Origin of the sequence: Flavobacterium artemisiae (genome assembly GCF_042678225.1) — a bacterium.
Lineage (GTDB): Bacteria > Bacteroidota > Bacteroidia > Flavobacteriales > Flavobacteriaceae > Flavobacterium > Flavobacterium artemisiae.
The window spans coordinates 340115-356395 of record NZ_JBHUDZ010000002.1 but is presented as its reverse complement, the minus strand read 5'-3'; the positions used below and the strand labels follow the sequence as shown (position 1 = coordinate 356395).

Annotated in this window: 14 protein-coding genes; 8 read left to right on the top strand and 6 right to left on the bottom strand. The window is 33.3% G+C overall.

What is annotated here, in order from left to right:
- Positions 1-19 precede the first annotated feature (19 nt).
- Positions 20-796, bottom strand: a complete 777-nt coding sequence (locus ACFSC2_RS03485; protein WP_379816229.1) for a TIGR03915 family putative DNA repair protein — start codon at positions 794-796, stop codon at positions 20-22.
- A gap of 5 nt (positions 797-801) precedes the next feature.
- Positions 802-2061 carry a putative DNA modification/repair radical SAM protein gene (locus ACFSC2_RS03480; RefSeq protein WP_379816228.1) on the bottom strand — a complete coding sequence of 420 codons (1260 nt, stop codon included), beginning with the start codon at positions 2059-2061 and terminating at the stop codon, positions 802-804.
- A gap of 277 nt (positions 2062-2338) precedes the next feature.
- On the opposite strand from ACFSC2_RS03480, the gene ACFSC2_RS03475 reads away from it, so the two are divergent.
- From ACFSC2_RS03475 to ACFSC2_RS03460, 4 genes are all read left to right on the top strand, one after another.
- A complete protein-coding gene (locus ACFSC2_RS03475; protein WP_379816227.1) occupies positions 2339-2902 on the top strand; it encodes a DUF6642 family protein in 564 nt (187 codons plus the stop codon).
- A gap of 2 nt (positions 2903-2904) precedes the next feature.
- On the top strand, positions 2905-3825 hold the full coding sequence (locus ACFSC2_RS03470; protein ID WP_379816226.1) for a helix-turn-helix domain-containing protein: 921 nt from the start codon (positions 2905-2907) through the stop codon (positions 3823-3825).
- Positions 3826-3896: 71 nt separating this feature from the next.
- Positions 3897-4097, top strand: coding sequence for a hypothetical protein (locus ACFSC2_RS03465; RefSeq protein WP_379816225.1), 201 nt, complete (start codon positions 3897-3899; stop codon positions 4095-4097).
- Between the two features lie 21 nt (positions 4098-4118).
- Positions 4119-4691 carry a pentapeptide repeat-containing protein gene (locus ACFSC2_RS03460; RefSeq protein ID WP_379816224.1) on the top strand — a complete coding sequence of 191 codons (573 nt, stop codon included), beginning with the start codon at positions 4119-4121 and terminating at the stop codon, positions 4689-4691.
- Positions 4692-4796: 105 nt separating this feature from the next.
- Here the strand turns inward: ACFSC2_RS03460 and ACFSC2_RS03455 are convergent, their stop codons facing one another.
- From ACFSC2_RS03455 to ACFSC2_RS03440, 4 genes are all read right to left on the bottom strand, one after another.
- Complete coding sequence (locus ACFSC2_RS03455) at positions 4797-6377, bottom strand: DUF4957 domain-containing protein (RefSeq protein WP_379816223.1); 1581 nt, start codon at positions 6375-6377, stop codon at positions 4797-4799.
- Positions 6378-6407: 30 nt separating this feature from the next.
- On the bottom strand, positions 6408-8210 hold the full coding sequence (locus tag ACFSC2_RS03450) for a RagB/SusD family nutrient uptake outer membrane protein (protein WP_379816222.1): 1803 nt from the start codon (positions 8208-8210) through the stop codon (positions 6408-6410).
- Positions 8211-8227: 17 nt separating this feature from the next.
- Positions 8228-11470 (bottom strand): SusC/RagA family TonB-linked outer membrane protein, encoded by a 3243-nt coding sequence (locus tag ACFSC2_RS03445; protein WP_379816221.1) that lies wholly within the window; start codon positions 11468-11470, stop codon positions 8228-8230.
- Positions 11471-12088: 618 nt separating this feature from the next.
- Positions 12089-13255, bottom strand: a complete 1167-nt coding sequence (locus tag ACFSC2_RS03440) for an MFS transporter (RefSeq protein ID WP_379816220.1) — start codon at positions 13253-13255, stop codon at positions 12089-12091.
- Between the two features lie 106 nt (positions 13256-13361).
- Here ACFSC2_RS03440 and ACFSC2_RS03435 point away from each other — a divergent pair, with 106 nt between their 5' ends.
- From ACFSC2_RS03435 to ACFSC2_RS03420, 4 genes are all read left to right on the top strand, one after another.
- Positions 13362-14195 (top strand): AraC family transcriptional regulator, encoded by an 834-nt coding sequence (locus ACFSC2_RS03435; RefSeq protein WP_379816219.1) that lies wholly within the window; start codon positions 13362-13364, stop codon positions 14193-14195.
- Positions 14196-14265: 70 nt separating this feature from the next.
- Positions 14266-14628 (top strand): hypothetical protein, encoded by a 363-nt coding sequence (locus ACFSC2_RS03430; RefSeq protein ID WP_379816218.1) that lies wholly within the window; start codon positions 14266-14268, stop codon positions 14626-14628.
- A 136-nt stretch (positions 14629-14764) separates the two neighbouring features.
- On the top strand, positions 14765-15286 hold the full coding sequence (locus tag ACFSC2_RS03425) for a DUF3347 domain-containing protein (protein WP_379816217.1): 522 nt from the start codon (positions 14765-14767) through the stop codon (positions 15284-15286).
- A 2-nt stretch (positions 15287-15288) separates the two neighbouring features.
- A complete protein-coding gene (locus ACFSC2_RS03420; RefSeq protein WP_379816216.1) occupies positions 15289-15849 on the top strand; it encodes a helix-turn-helix domain-containing protein in 561 nt (186 codons plus the stop codon).
- Positions 15850-16281 lie beyond the last annotated feature (432 nt).

Genomic DNA, 16281 nt, shown 5'->3' with positions numbered 1-16281 from the left:
TAGGTTTATCAAAAAGATTTTAGTTTTTGATCACTGGAATTTTTTCAACCAAATTCTTCCAATATCGTTTTGGCATGTGTTGAATATGTAATTTCATATTTTTTCTGGATTCAATATTGACACTTTTAAAATAATTGCGCCAGAGATCCTGAAAAAAGGCTTCTTGTTCATCACATATTTCGGCTAAGAATTTAGAAGAATTAGTTTTAGAATCAAATTCAAGCTGCACTGTCGATACACTTTTAAGATCATAATAAACACCGTATTTGTGTTTGACATCATAAATAAGCCAGCGCTGATCGGCGTATCTTTTCCTAAAATGATCTTTTATAATCGGGAGCACATCACAATCTGGCTCTATGATGGCATAATACAACTGATCTTTTGTTAATTGAAATCGAACAAAAGCTTTCATTCGATGGCTTTCTCTGTGTGTCAAATGTGCTGCTTTTCTAACCGCCAGAACTTCATTATTACTCAAATCACCTTCAATATTTTCTAAACTCGAAAAGACATATTTTACAAATTGAAACAAAACTTCATCAATCTTATTTATTTCAGATAAAAAAGCATGATAAACCATTTCTAAACCTGAAGTGGAAAGTCTTTTCTTTAATCCTTCTAAAACCCGTTGCGCCTTTACAATATCTGTGGAAACAGTATGAGAATTTGAAAAAAGTAAAGCATTCGGAACATTTTCTTTTGCAAAGACGACATCTGAAAATTTATAATCATAAATTTCAAATACAGCCGTCAGCCAGCCTTCAAAAGTCGAATCGTAAATTATTTGTATCATTTTAATTAAAACAAAGCCAGCTGATTGGAGAAATTATTTTGGTATTTACTTTTTTGAAAATTTAGAATATGATTTTTAATTTGGATTGAACTCAAATCTTTCTGCAGCGAAAAAGGCGAAGCAAACGCTAAAAAGTATTTTGCACGACTGTAGGCTATTCCGAGCTTTTTTAAATCATAAGCCTGAAGCCTTTTAAATTTTCTTGCTGCTACAATTTTCTTAGCACTTAAAAAACCAATTCCAGGAATACGCTGAATTAGCTCTAATTCTGCTGTATTAATATCAACAGGAAATTGATGCAGATTTCGCAACGCCCAGCCTAATTTCGGATCAATATCCAAATCCAAATTCGGATGATCAAAACCGACTATTTCATTTACATTAAATCCATAAAAACGAACCAGCCAATCTGCCTGATACAAACGATTTTCGCGAATCATCGGAACCGGAGTTCCAATTGCCGGAAGTCTATCGTCATAACTAATCGGCACATATCCAGAATAATATACGCGGCGCATATTCATTTGTTCGTAAAAATAATTGGCCATTCCTAGAATTTCCATATCATTTTCTTTTGTGGCACCAATTACCATTTGTGTGCTCTGACCCGCGGGTGCAAAAAGCGGCGTTTTATAATTCTTTTTCTTTTCTTCTTTATATTCCGAAATTCCATTTTTAAGATATACCATCGGTTTAATCACATCTTTATGATTTTTATCTGGAGCAAGCAGTTTAAGACTTTGCTCGGTCGGCATTTCGACATTCACACTCAAACGATCTGCGTACATTCCGGCCTGTTGTAATAATTCGTCACTTGCCCCTGGAATCGCTTTTAGATGGATATAACCATTAAAATTTTCTTCTAAACGTAATTTTTTCGCAATTCGAACCAAACGTTCCATTGTAAAATCTGGATTGTCAAAAATGCCCGAACTCAGAAATAGACCTTCGATATAATTTCTTCGGTAAAAACCAATCGTTAAATCTACAACTTCCTGCACAGTAAAAGCGGCACGTTTTACATCGTTGCTTTTTCTGCTGACACAATAAGCGCAGTCAAAAATACAGTGATTGGTAAGCAGAATTTTGAGCAGTGAAACACAACGTCCGTCTTCTGTATACGCATGACAAATTCCGTGTGCAGATGCGTTGCCCAAACCTTGATCTTTATTTTTACGATTGCTGTTACTTGATGAACAAGAAACATCATATTTTGCCGCATCAGCTAAAATCGCCAGCTTTTCCATTACTCTTTCGTGTACCATTTTGACTTTTTTTTTGTTTTTGGAAGTGTTTTTCAGTAATTACAAAATTAAAGATTCATGTTTTGAGACGGCTGAGAATCACTGTTCTAAATTGTATCAATTTTTGATTAACACTTTACAGCTTCATTTGTAAGTAAATAAAAACAGAACGGCGCAACTTAAAATTAAAGCCTAAAACAAAAGTTAAATTCATATTTCTGTACTAGATTTTGTTTTAGAAAAAATACTTTTGTTGAACACAGAAATCTGAACTTTAAAAACCAGAAAACAAAAATGCATGGATAATGAAAAATTTATTTTCTGTCTTGAAGGCGTCAAAGACATAGACGATCATACTCCGACTCATGTGGTAAAATGTCTTGAAGAATTGGCAATTGATCAAGGTATTTCGAGCATTCATAAAACCTGCGATACTATCGAAGGTCTTGAAGAAAGTCTAAATATACTTCTTTATGAAGATCATAATTTTAAAGATTATGAAATCATTTATCTAGCAATGCCAGGCCAGCAGAATAATATCTGCCTTCATGATTATTTTTATAGTATTGAAGAAATAGCCGAACTTTTTGAGGGAAAAATGAAAGGTAAGATTATTCATTTTGCTAATCTTAAAGTTTTAGATTTAACAGAAGAAGAGGCACAATATTTTCTAGATATTACAGGTGCCAGAGCAATTTCTGGTTATGGTTCGACTTATAATAAAATTGCCAGCTGCAGTACAATTGATAAAGCCTTTTTCAGCTTATATCAGGAGAATGACAATCTAATTGAAGTGGTTGAAGATTTATATACCAAACATTACAATTTGTGTAAACTACTTGATTTTAGGTTGTATTATTAGGAATGAAAAACAAGTCGGCAGAAAAAATAAAAACCTATAGTCCAACAGGTTTTCGTGAGAAATTTTTAGGAGAAGACAATCCTATTCATTTGCTTTTTAAATCCAATTCAGATCATTTTTTCTGTCTTGAGATTGAAGAAATTATGCAGATGCAACATCCCGTTCCGCCTTCGAAACACTCTTGTCATACTTTGATTTTTATTTCTTCTGGTCAGCATACAATGAAATTGGGCTATCAAGAATACACTACAAGGGATAACGAAATGATTATGGTTCCCGCGGGTCAGATTTTTTCGCTGGATAATGTCAACAATATTCATAAAGGTTATATCTGCCAGTTTCATCCCGATATTTTAATTCGAAAATACGGAAGCCGTGAAATGCTCAATGAATTTGATTTTTTGAAAATTTCTGGAAATCCTAAAATCGGCCTGGCACCAGAAGATGTTAACACTATTACCAACATCTTAGAACGGTTAAAAAAGGAATATTCTGAAACTGCTTTTACCGATTTGAATATCGTGCAGTCTTATCTCATAACTTTGTTTTATGAAATGAATAAAAATGCCGTAAAGACTCCAAATGGAATTTCGGCAGCCGAAGTGATTACTGGCAAATTTAAAGAACTTATTCATGATCACATTAAGAGTCAGCATCAAGTGAATTATTACGCTTCCATGCTGAATGTCACACCCAATCATTTGAATAAATGTGTAAAAACCGTGACAGGAAAATCTGCCGTAAAGTGGATTGATGAGAACATATTATTAGAAGCCAAATATTTACTTTTTCAAACCACACTTTCTGTAGGCGAAATTGCTTCTCAGGTAGGACACGAGGATCATTCTTACTTTTCCCGCTTCTTCAAAAAACACGAAGGAATAACCCCTTTACAATACCGCAAATTGATTGATAAGTCCTAATTATTGATTATGAAATCCTATAAAATAAGTGGCTCTTTTTTAGAAATTTGTTCCCTCTAAAAAAGTAACTTATGATTTATGTTTTTAAAACCTCTGTTGATTCTCCCGCCAAATTTGATTCAGCAAAAACTTTATTGGATAAATTATTGCCCAATGTAGCTTGGAATTTTGATCTCGAAGATTGTGATAATATTTTGCGAATTGACAGCGAATTCGAAATTCCTGAATCACTACTGCAAAATGACCTATTTGATTGTGTCGAATTAGAATAAAAACCTCAACTTATTTTCATAATGGAAACTGCTCTTCATCAAAACAAAACTTTTGACACTATCGATTATTCTGAACAAAGATTATCTGATAATGAATTTGTAAATTGTGAATTCATCAACTGTAACTTCTCTAAAAGCGATTTTACTTCAATTGATTTTTTAGATTGTACTTTTAAAAACTGCAATTTGTCACTGGCAATTTTAAGAAACACTGGTTTGAAAAACATCAAATTTATCGGATGTAAATTAATGGGATTAGATTTCAGTGCGAGTAACAGCTTTTTGTTTTCGATGAATTTTCAGGATTGTATTTTAGATTATTCGACTTTTATTTATAAAAAACTGAAGAAGACTGTTTTTACAGACTGTTCTTTAAAAGAAGTCGATTTCTCCAATACCGATTTATCTTTGGCTATTTTTAAAAATTGTGATCTTTCTAATGCCACTTTCGTGGATTGCATTCTAGAAAAAACAGATTTTAGAACTTCTAAAAATTATGCTTTTGATCCTTCCGAAAATAAAATCAAAGGAACCAAAGTTTCGCATACGGCACTTGCAGGTTTATTGCAAAAATTTGATTTTTCTATTGAATGATTTTAACGAAGGATTTTCTTTGAAAAAATTCTAAACAGTAAAAAACAAAAAGCGGGATACAAATTATTGTACCCCGCTTTTTAATTACTAACTAATTATCTTTTTTTATTTAATCCAACGTGGATCTCCTATCTTATTATCTTTTAAAGTTTGATTACCAACTGTAAAATCGCCCGCTGCTGCATTTGTAAACTGTGGGTTTAAGGCAGATCCAGTTGTATCTGGTCTATTATTAGCAAGTGGAATAGGATTACCATTTAAATTTGGCGAATTGAAATAATTATTATTTGAAAACGTTGGATTTGCAGTTACCGTTTCTCTTGTGTAAGGCGCAGGTGTATTAGCAAACAATGAATTTTTAATTGTTATTACATTGGTCACAAAACGCGTATATAAGAATGAAAATGTTGCATTTCCTACCATATTTGGATTAGAAATCGTACATGCGTCAATTAATATATTAGTTGTTAAACCTGTAAGACCAGCATCCATACGAATAAATGCTCTTGCTGTAGAACAATTATTAAATGTACTGTTTTTAAGCGTTAATTGTCCTAAGTGAGAACCTCTAAGATCTATAAAATCACCGCCTGATGTTAGTACATTTGTAACAATACTATTATCTATTATTGCAGAAGTAATTCTAGCTGCAGATAAATTTGCACTGATTAATGAAACACCATAATCATGTATATTGCAACCGCTTATTAAAAGCGCTCCATAATTAACTGTGTTATCATTGTATTTTATAAGTGAAACAGCCGCTGCAGCCGCACCTTTATCTCCTTTTAAATCTAAATCAATTAAAGTTAGATTAGCCGCTGGCCCAGAAGTTAGCACAAAGTTAACATGAAGTTTTGGTGTATTATAACTTCTTAAACCTCTTATTGTAAGTGTCTTGTTCAACGTGATCGCTCCCACTTGATTATCGGCCGTATAATCTCCCGGCTCTAATACAAGAACAGCTCCAGATGCCGCATCTACAATTTTCTGCATTAAATCATCAGTGTTTTTTACTAATATACCAGTACCAATATCTATTGCGGTAGTAAAAGCTTTAGATCCTCTTTTCTTAGTACCGTTAAGCAATTCTGCGGTATAAGATGTTTCTCCAGTAAGTCCAGTTACAATAGCTATTCCGCTAGCTTTTTCTGCTGGTGTAATAGTGTGAGTTATCGCACCAGGATTTACAACAATTTGTGTTACATTACTATTTGCAGGCCATCTTAAGGTTACTTGTTTTGCTTCAATATCACCATCAACAGAAGCTAAAAATAATTGCTCTGATAAAGTTGTTGCCGTTACCACTGACCATTTAGAATCCTCTAAACCTGCAGCATTTACCGCTTTCACTCTAATTGAATAAGTCGTTTCTCCTTCTAATGCAACTTGCACAGGCAATTGCGCTGCTGTAACATTTACTGTTTTGTAAATAGTCTTGAATTCAGGGTCATCAGCACTAAATTCTACAACATAATGATCTGCATTTTCATCTGTTTTAGCTGTCCAATTTAATTCAACCGTAGTTTGATTTCTAATTGTAGCTTTAAGCCCAATTGGAGAAAACTCTCTTGTATTACCTATACCGTCTAATAATCCTTCGTTATAACTTTCGCAGCTAGAAATTGCAATTGCAAGTAATAATACGGTTATTAATCCTCTAAATATATATTTTGTTTTCATCATAATAATTTATTATTAATTTTTTGAAAGATTTTAATAACCGTAATCGTTCTTTAATTGTCCGTTACTTCCATCAATAAACACTTGCCAGATTGGCCAGAATTGTCTGTTATCTGGATTAACTCCTGCCTTATACAATGAGTTTATCTTAGTATCTGCGGTTGTTCCAGTCCATGTCCAAGCAACTTGTGTATATGCTGCTCCAGGATTTGTAGATTCACCTCTATTTAATCCGTAAATATCAATCGATACATTATCTGCTTTAAACTTATAATATAAGGCTGTTGGCACATCAGCATATTCACCTGAACGTGCTGATAAGTTGGCCATTTTTAGTTTGGCCTCGTCTAATTTTATTTTTAACAAATTCCAACGAATTAAATTTTGTTTACGTTCCATTTCACCAGTAAACTCATATTTGTTTTCATTAACAAGAGCAGTAAACATCGCTTCTTTACTAGTTAAAGCATCTACATAAGCATCTACTTTTACAGCTTGAACCGCTGCAGGAAATGATCTTCTGCGAACTTCTTTCAAATAAGTCGCTGCAGCTGCAGGACCTTCTAATTCGTTTGCCGTTTCAGCGGCAATCAAAAGCACCTCAGCATAACGCATGTACATTTTATTAACTCCGTCGTCATTAGTAGAAGTCACATAACGCTTCATCCATTCGTAACGATATTTACCAAAATACCATGTATCTAGTGTACCCAGTTCTTGTTTAGCAATATTATTTGTTGTTGCACCGTATTTATAAGGTACACAAGTAACATCTCTACGAGTATCCACTTGGTCATAATCGTAAAAAACAAATGGTAGCGGACCAGCTACTCCTCCACGGTTAGCGCCATTTGCTTGAAATTGATCTTGAGCAGCTGTATGTTTTACGGCAAACGTAAACAACATTCTACCACGACCATCAGCAAAAGGAAGCTCCCAAAGAGATTCTCCACCAGCTGTAGTGTTTTCTTCATTATACTTTCTCCATAATCCTTCAAAAGTAGATTCTAAACGAGCAGAACCACTTTGAATTACTTCACGAGATTCTCTTAATGCCAATGTGTACATTGCCGCAACCGAAAGTTCCGGATCATTACTTCTTCTTACTCCGTCAGGATATTGCTGATAACCACTTGCTGCCAAAGCCAAACGTGCTCTAAAACCTTTTACAAAAGCTTTATTTACATGTTCTACAGTATTTGTATATGCCGTCTCATTAGGCCATGCTACCAAGGTTGATGCTTCTCCTAAATCTGCAATTAATTGTTTGTAAATAACATCTCTACTTGACTTAGGTAAATATAAAGTTTCAGAAGTAATAGGTTCAAAACGAGCTGGAACATCACCCCATGATTTAAGTAAATCGGCATAGTAAATTGCTCTCAATGTTAAAGCTTCTCCTAACAACTGCCCCATTTCTGTTCCCGGCAGAGGATTTCCGTATTGACGTATGCCTTTTATACAAATATTAGCACGCTCAATACCAGAAAACATCATCGAATAGGCATTATTTGTCGTATTCATCTCAGTATTACTTGGCTTTGCATCATAAACACACAAATCTGCTTTATCTCCTGCCGTTTGTGAAGTGTTATACCATTCTACATCTGTATTTAATCCATAATATGGTAAAAATCTTCCTCTATATGAGTTTGTTTCAGCAAATGGCACTTTTATTCCATCAACAGCTCCTTTTGCAAGTCCAGCTGTAGAGAAAATCAAAGCAGCATCTAAAGTTGATTCTGCTTTTGTATCTAAATAGTCATCTTCAAATTGCTGGCAAGAACTAAATAAACCCGAAATAATCAATCCCGCTATTATTATTTTATGTTTCATTTTGTGATAATTTAAAATTAGAAATTAAGATTCATCCCAAAAACCATTTGTCTGCTTCTTGGATAAGGACTTGAATCAACCCCTGGTGTAAGCGGGTTTTTTCTTCTTGTTGAAACCTCTGGATCAGAACCTGAGTAATTAGTCCAAACAAAAACGTTGGTTGCCGTTAGATAGAATCTCAATTTAGAAACTCCTAGTTTAGATGTAAACATCTGAGGTGCAGTGTACCCTAATGTTAAAGTATTTAATCTTAAAAATGATGCGTCTTCAACTGCCCAATCAGTAAATATTGCGCTTCTCATGTAAGGAGACCACATAGTTGTATTCGCATTTAGCGCTGTTAATGCAGCAGGATCTGTTACTAATTGACCTGTAGCAGGATCAAGATTTGTCCATCTTTCTCCATCAGCCATAGTAGAATTTAAGTTTTTGTATTTTCCTGAAGCTGTTGCTGTCGAAAATTCAATTTTGTCAGCGTTATAAACATCATTACCAATACTCCAGTTAAAAGCTGCCATTAAATCAAATCCATAAGCATTTCCGTTGATAACAAAACCTCCTGAACTTTTAGGATTAACATTTCCAATAATTGTTTTGTCTTTTAAATCTACAACACCGTCTCCATTAACATCTTTCAATTTCATGTCCCCTGGTTTAAGAGAACTTCCGTCTCCAACTAAAGTTGTAGCCGTAGGAGTTACTCCGCTTTTTAAAACATATTTACCTCCAACATAATCAAAGTCTGCAACTTCATATCTTCCGTCATTTTTGTAACCATACATTGTTCCTAAAGAAGAACCAACTTCAATTAAATAATCATCTCCAATTTGTGAAGAAGCCCAACCAGTAGCAGCTCCAAAATTGTTCATAACCCCTAATGAGTTAATACGGTTTTTATTTACCGACATATTGAATGAAAAATTCAATCCGTATTTTTCTTTTTCAATAGCCACAACATTTAAAGTTGCTTCGAAACCTGTGTTTTGTGTTTCTCCCATGTTACGATATTGAAAATCATATCCAGATCCAGGAACTGGGAAATTAATCAACAAATCACTTGTAATATTTTTGTAGATATCAAAGTTACCGCTTAAACGATTTTTGAAAAAACCAAAATCCAAACCAAAATTCTGAGTTACCGTAGTCTCCCATTTCAAATCAGGATTAGGCATTGTTTTAGAAGGTGCCCAAACACTTGTAACTCCATTAATCCATGTTGTTCCAGTAGATTGAAAAATTTGAACTTGCTGTCCAACCGGGATATTATTGTTTCCTGCTTCACCATAACTAGCTCTAACTTTTAAAAGATCTAACCAAGACTGGCCTTTTAAGAAACTTTCTTCAGAGATTTTCCATCCAGCTGCAAATGCAGGGAAATAACCCCAACGATTTTGTTCTAAGAATTTACTTGAACCATCTGCACGGAATGTTGCTGATAGGATATAACGGTTTTTGTAGTCATAATTAGCACGTCCGAAAAATGATAATAATCTATCATCAGGGCTGTAATAATTATCTACTAATTGCGGCGTTCCTTGTGTTGTTAATGTTTTTGCTTTGTTAAAATCAAAAAAAGTAGGGTATCCGTGAATCGTTGTTGTTACAGTATTTGAATTGTAGTCAATACTTTCCTGTCCAACAAGAGCAGTCAAATGATGATCTTCGCCCATTATTTTTTTGAAATCATAATTCAACGTGTTAGCATTTCTAAAGCGTCTGTCTTTAGTATCTGCCATAATCATTGCCGGCATATTTTGTAATGCACTTGCTGGAGCATTAGCAACATAATAAGTAGTTAGACCGTAAAAACGATAGTCTTGTGTATTAAAATTATCCAGACCTAAATCTACTTTTAGTTTTAAATTGTCTACAATCTCCCATCCAAAACTTCCTAACATATTAAAGTTCTTACGAAACTGCTGACGATCGTTATCAGAAACAGATTTAAAAGGATTTATCAATTGATCCGAACCGTCTCCTGCAATATCTTCTGAAGTCAAACCTGATACCGGAAGCGGTGCATAACCCACAATTGTACGCATACGCGAATCTGCAGAAGATTTCTCATTTTGCTCGTTTACCCCTCCACCATTAATCTGTGTATCAGAATAACGCATTGTAAAACCAACATCAACCTTGTCACTTATTTTACTTTTTAAAGCCAATGAAAGGTTATTTCTTTTATAATCTGAACCAATCATAATTGCTTTTTCATCATAATGAGCATAGTTAAAGTTATAACTAAGCTTATCACTTCCACCTCTAATTCCTAAATCACGGCTCTGAACTTCACCTGTACGTCCGAAAATTTGTTTCTGCCAATCATCTCCCTTTAAACCATTGTACATATCGTGATCCTGCCAATTTCCAAAATATCTTGTATATGAAGCTGGATCAGAAGCTACTTTTGTTCCTGTCTGTGAAAGCAAAGCATATTCGTACTGCCATTTCGTATAATCTTCTGGCGATAAAACATCGATTTGATTTGCGATTTTTTTCATACCATAAAACATATTGAAACTTACCGCCATTTTTCCGTCTTTTCCGCTTTTAGTAGTAATAAGAATTACCCCATTTGCACCACGTGATCCGTATATTGCAGTTGAAGCTGCATCTTTTAAAACGGTCATAGTTTCGATATCAGATGAAGAAATATCATTCATACTGTTAATCGGAAATCCGTCAACAATAATAAGAGGTGAAGCATCCTGAGTAAGAGAACCTCCTCCACGAACTCTAATTTTAATATCAGCATCTGGAGAACCTTCTGATGAAGTTACCTGTACACCAGCAATTCTACCTGTTAAAGCTTCAGCAACATTTGCTACTGGAACCTTTTTCAAATCAGTACCTGAAATGGTAGATACTGCACCAGTTAAATCAGATTTCTTAGATGTTCCGTATCCGATTACAACAACTTCATTTAAGCTGTTCGAATCTTCAGCTAAAGTAGCGTCTACCTTTGTTTTTCCAGAAGCAGGGATTTCAACAGTTTTAAATCCTATGAAAGAAAAACTTAATACTGCTTTTGGATTGGTCAGTTTAATTTTATAATGACCATCAAAATCAGTAGAGGTTCCGTTTTTAGTTCCTTTCTCCAAGACATTTACGCCAGGCAGAGAAAGTCCAGCTGCATCTTTCACGGTTCCCTCTATAGTTGTGGTCTGCGCATGAATTTGGTTAGTCATCAATAAGCACAGTAAGAAAACAAGTACAGAGCAGAAATTTGCTCTTTTGTTTAATAATTCTTTAAAGTTCATGGTTGATTGTTTAAGTTATTAATTGAATTTTTGAGTTGGTTTAAGTGGTTTTTTGTAGTAATTTTTTAATCATATATATGCTCTAGTTATTAATTTTTATTTAACACTTTTTAAAAGTTTTAATTCTTTGCCCAGCGTTTAAAATACTGTAAGAAGAAGATTAATACTTAATCGATTTCGAAGATTAAAAAAAAGTTGTAATCGATTACACAAACATAGATATTTTTTTTAAACGAAAAATAAAAATTCATAAAAAATTCACAAAAAAAATTATATATCAAAAAATATATCCCTTTTTTATATGACATATATAATTTATCTCTACTTAAAATATTAAATATATTTTTATTATTCGATCATTTGATTTGATTTTTGCAAAAAAAACAATCGATTACATCAACATACATTACGAAATTATTAGGTGTTATTTTTACACTTAATAAATTGGAATTCGAATGAAAAAAAATTAATTTGAGATGAAGAAGGCAAGTAATTTAAACTGTATTTTCTGACGTCACAAAACTTTTATACTTGTGTAAGAGCCATCAGAGAAACATCAAAAACAAAAAAAAGTCCTCAACAAAAGTTAAGGACTTTCAAAAAAAGAGTGTTTTTTATTTAAATACGCTGCAACTGAACTTGTTTGCGATGCGATTTCATTAGTATAAAAGTGATAATCATTCCGATAACAGACATTATTACACCAATTAAGTTTGGTGATGAATAACTAAAACCTGCCGTCAATGGTAATCCGCCCAAAAAGGCACCTAAAGCATTACCGATATTAAAACTTCCTTGAAGCGACGCAGAAGCAATCATCTCTGCTCCTTTCGCCGTACGAATCATAAGCATCTGAATTGGTGCAATAACAGAAAAAGAAATAGCTCCTGTTAAGAAAGTTAAAAACAATGATACATATTGATTTGACGAAAAGAAATATACCAATATCAAATCTATAGACATTACTAATAATAAAGCCAAAGTGGTTGGTGCAGGCGAAAATCTATCTGCTAGTTTTCCTCCGATAAAATTCCCTACAACCATTCCGAATCCAGCTAAGATCAAGATTGTCGAAACATCTTCTGGAGCAAATCCTGACACATTAATTAATAAAGGAGCAATATAACTGATCCAGGCAAATAAACCGCCAAAACCGATTGCCGTGATTCCGATAATTAACCAAGCCTCTGTTTTCTTAAAAAATTGAAGCTGCGTTTTCATGTTGACACTTTCTCCTTTTTCAAGATTTGGCATCCATAAATAAATTGCCAAAAATGTCAGCAGACCTACAATTGCAATTAGAACAAAAGTGTAACGCCAAATAAAATGATGACCTATATAAGTACCGATTGGCACACCTATCAAATTTGCAATGGTTAAACCAGCAAACATGATTGAGATTGCCTGCGCTTCTTTGCCTTTATCTGCCAAACGGCTTGCGACTACCGCTCCCACTCCGAAGAATGCGCCATGAGGTAGACCCGAAAGAAATCTAGAAGCAAATAAAATATTATAATCGGGAGCAATAATTGACAGTGCATTAAAAACCGCCAGCATTAAAGCTAATATCAACAACATTTTTTTAGGCGCATAATTTCTTCCTGCGATTACTAATAAAGGCGCTCCAATAACAACTCCAAGCGCGTAAGATGAAATTAAATATCCCGCAACAGGAATCGAAACTTTCATATCTGAAGCAATATCTGGGAGTAGCCCCATCATTACAAATTCTGTAATTCCAATAGTTAACCCTCCTAAAGAGAGTGCAATAAGACTTTTTTTCATATGTTTTAATAGTAGAAAGGAATGAATGATTTCTACGATACAAAATTAACACCGTTAGCCGGATTAGAAATTGTATATTTGTGATATTAAATTGTAAATTTAAGTTATGCCGAAATTAAATCAGTTTAAAACACTAGTACTTGATGAATTTGAAGAAGAGAAATTTCATCTTCCCCCGCATACGCATACCTATTATGAAATCATCTATATCAAAAAGGGAAGCGGTGTTCATCATTTGAATAATAATCTTTTGCCGTATAAAGCAGGAGATCTATTTGTGATTTCGCCAGACGACGAACATTATTTTGATATAAAGAAAAGTACAGGCTTCATTTTCATTAAATTCACCGATAATTATTTCAATTCGAAACAGAATCTGACTTGTGATGAATTTCTTTTAAATACTCCTGAAAGTTTCATGAGAGACAAAATCTTAAAAGAAACAGTTTTGAAGTTTGATGAACCTTGCAAAACGATTTTAAAAAATACGGTTGAAAATATTGTAACCTACGATCGTTATATTGATGTGACGAATTCTCCAATTGTATTTTATCAAATTCTTTCGATTTTTGGTTTGATTAAGGAAACTATTCGGTGTATGAATCTGCAGATGCAATCGACACATTTAGATAACGAACAAATTGCGAATTACATTCATCAAAATATTTATCAGCCAAAACTGGTTCAGGTAAAAGTAATTGCAGAACATTTTAATATTGCTCAAACGTATTTTAGTGCTTATTTCAAAAGAACATTTAGCATCAGTTATAGAGAATATATTCATAATTTGAGAATGACTTTAATCGAAAAAAGATTTCATAACAATCAATTACCAATTAAACAGATTGCGTATGAGTTTGGTTTTACCGATGAAAGTCATCTGACGAATTATTTCAAGAAAAGGAAAAATATGAAACCTACTGATTTTAAGAAACTCTAGTTATCGAAATCTTAAAAAGTATTTCTTCGGATATTTTTTAACTAAATTTGTACTTCTAAAAACAATTTCTTTGACCAAAAGAATACACATATTGATGCTTTTTCTAACGCTGGGTTTCTTTTTGAATCCTAGTTATAATTATGCATGTAATATGGTACACAAAAAAGAAATTGCTGCTAAAGAAGAAAACAGCTGTTCTAAAAAATGCTGTGAAAAGAAAACTACTAAAGAGGAAAAACATTCATGCGAAGGAAAATGTCGTCATTCTGGTTGTACAACTTCTACTTTGCAATTTGTTATTTTAACTTCAAATGATTTTGATTTACAAAATGATGTATTCAATTTTTCTTTAAAAAACACGATTTCATCTTATAGTAATTCTACCATTTCTTCTGGATTTACTTCTATTTGGCTAAAGCCGAAAATAACTTAGTTCGATTTGCGATAGCCATAAATGTGTTTTGTCCAGAATTTTTTTCTCACAAAGAAACACTAAAACAACTTTGAACCCTCGCGTCTTTGCGAGAGCTAACATTATAAAAAATAACATTCTTTCTAAATTAAATAAAATGAAAAAATCAATCATAGCAATAGCAACAGTAATCACTTTATTATTTTCTGCAAATAATATTCAGGCAAAAACAATCGATATAACAAACGAAGTTGTTGAAGCAAGTCAACTTCAATCGGTTTATGATTCTTATTTTGCCGTAAAAGATGCACTTATTAAAAGTGACAGTAAATTGACTTCGGCGAAAGCGGCAACTTTATTAACGGCAATTACCGCAGTTAAAATGGACAAACTAAAAAGTAATGAACATACGGTTTGGATGAAAGTGGTTAAAAAATTAACTGCCGATGCTAAAAGTATTTCATCTACTACAGATCTAAAAAAACAACGCGAAACTTTTAAATCATTATCTAAAAACACCTATGATTTAATTAAAGTTTCAAATCCAGAACAGCCAATCTACAAACAATATTGCCCAATGGCCGATGCTGATTGGTTGAGCAAAGAAAAAGCAGTTAAGAATCCGTATTACGGTTCTTCGATGCTGACTTGCGGAAATGTGGTAGAAACGATCAAATAAATATGAAGCTCTACATCAAAAACATGGTGTGCAGCCGATGCATAATGGTAGTGAAGTCTGAGTTAGAACAACTCGGACTTCATCCTACTTCTGTTGAATTGGGTGAAGTCGAAATCAAAGAGGAAATCGATGAAAATCAAAAAGAAATTTTATTGAAAAACCTTCAAACAATAGGTTTTGATTTACTTGATGACAAAAAAACCAAAACAATCGAAAAAATAAAAAACCTGATTGTCGATTTGGTTCATCATAAAAATAATGATCTTAAAATCAATCTTTCAGATTATTTGGCAGAAAACCTCAACCAGGATTATAATTCATTAAGCAATTTATTTTCTGAACTTGAAAACACCACGATTGAAAAATATTTCATCAGCCAGAAAATTGAAAAAGTAAAGGAATTATTGATTTATAATGAGCTTTCGTTAAGTGAAATTGCGGACATTCTAAACTACAGCAACGTAGCGCATTTAAGTAATCAATTCAAGAAAATTACTGGCTTCACTCCTACTTCTTTCAAGCAGTCAAAAGATAAAAAGCGTATTCAGATTGAGAATATATAGTTTCTCGTAAAAGCGAAAAATTATTCTCTCGCAGATTTAAACAGATTGTGCAAATTTTTTTGATTAATAAAAATTAAATCTGCTCAATCTGCGGAATCTGCGAGAGACTTAATCACAAAGAGCACAAAGATTTTATTTAGCCACAGATTATAATGATTAAAAGGATTTTAAAAATCTGTGATAATCTTTTAATCTGTGGCTAACTTTTTAAATAATCATTTCGCAATTTATTCAGAACATAGCCCAAGGTTTCAACCTTGGGCACACAAAGATTGGAAGGTAAACAAAAATTGAAACACAATACGTTTCCCAAGGTTGAAACCTTGGGCTATGTTTTATATAGAATTTAAAAAGCTTTCCAAACTTTTTAAATTTCTCAAAACACAAAAAACTTAGCGTCCTTTGCGTAAACCTTTGCGCGCTTTGCGGTTA

Excerpts from the sequence above, each read along its gene's own strand:
- ACFSC2_RS03485 (WP_379816229.1), bottom strand. The coding sequence starts at position 796 with ATGATACAAATAATTTACGATTCGACTTTTGAAGGCTGGCTGACGGCT.
- ACFSC2_RS03480 (WP_379816228.1), bottom strand. The coding sequence starts at position 2,061 with ATGGTACACGAAAGAGTAATGGAAAAGCTGGCGATTTTAGCTGATGCG.
- ACFSC2_RS03475 (WP_379816227.1), top strand. The coding sequence starts at position 2,339 with ATGGATAATGAAAAATTTATTTTCTGTCTTGAAGGCGTCAAAGACATA.
- ACFSC2_RS03470 (WP_379816226.1), top strand. The coding sequence starts at position 2,905 with ATGAAAAACAAGTCGGCAGAAAAAATAAAAACCTATAGTCCAACAGGT.
- ACFSC2_RS03465 (WP_379816225.1), top strand. The coding sequence starts at position 3,897 with ATGATTTATGTTTTTAAAACCTCTGTTGATTCTCCCGCCAAATTTGAT.
- ACFSC2_RS03460 (WP_379816224.1), top strand. The coding sequence starts at position 4,119 with ATGGAAACTGCTCTTCATCAAAACAAAACTTTTGACACTATCGATTAT.
- ACFSC2_RS03455 (WP_379816223.1), bottom strand. The coding sequence starts at position 6,377 with ATGATGAAAACAAAATATATATTTAGAGGATTAATAACCGTATTATTA.
- ACFSC2_RS03450 (WP_379816222.1), bottom strand. The coding sequence starts at position 8,210 with ATGAAACATAAAATAATAATAGCGGGATTGATTATTTCGGGTTTATTT.
- ACFSC2_RS03445 (WP_379816221.1), bottom strand. The coding sequence starts at position 11,470 with ATGAACTTTAAAGAATTATTAAACAAAAGAGCAAATTTCTGCTCTGTA.
- ACFSC2_RS03440 (WP_379816220.1), bottom strand. The coding sequence starts at position 13,255 with ATGAAAAAAAGTCTTATTGCACTCTCTTTAGGAGGGTTAACTATTGGA.
- ACFSC2_RS03435 (WP_379816219.1), top strand. The coding sequence starts at position 13,362 with ATGCCGAAATTAAATCAGTTTAAAACACTAGTACTTGATGAATTTGAA.
- ACFSC2_RS03425 (WP_379816217.1), top strand. The coding sequence starts at position 14,765 with ATGAAAAAATCAATCATAGCAATAGCAACAGTAATCACTTTATTATTT.
- ACFSC2_RS03420 (WP_379816216.1), top strand. The coding sequence starts at position 15,289 with ATGAAGCTCTACATCAAAAACATGGTGTGCAGCCGATGCATAATGGTA.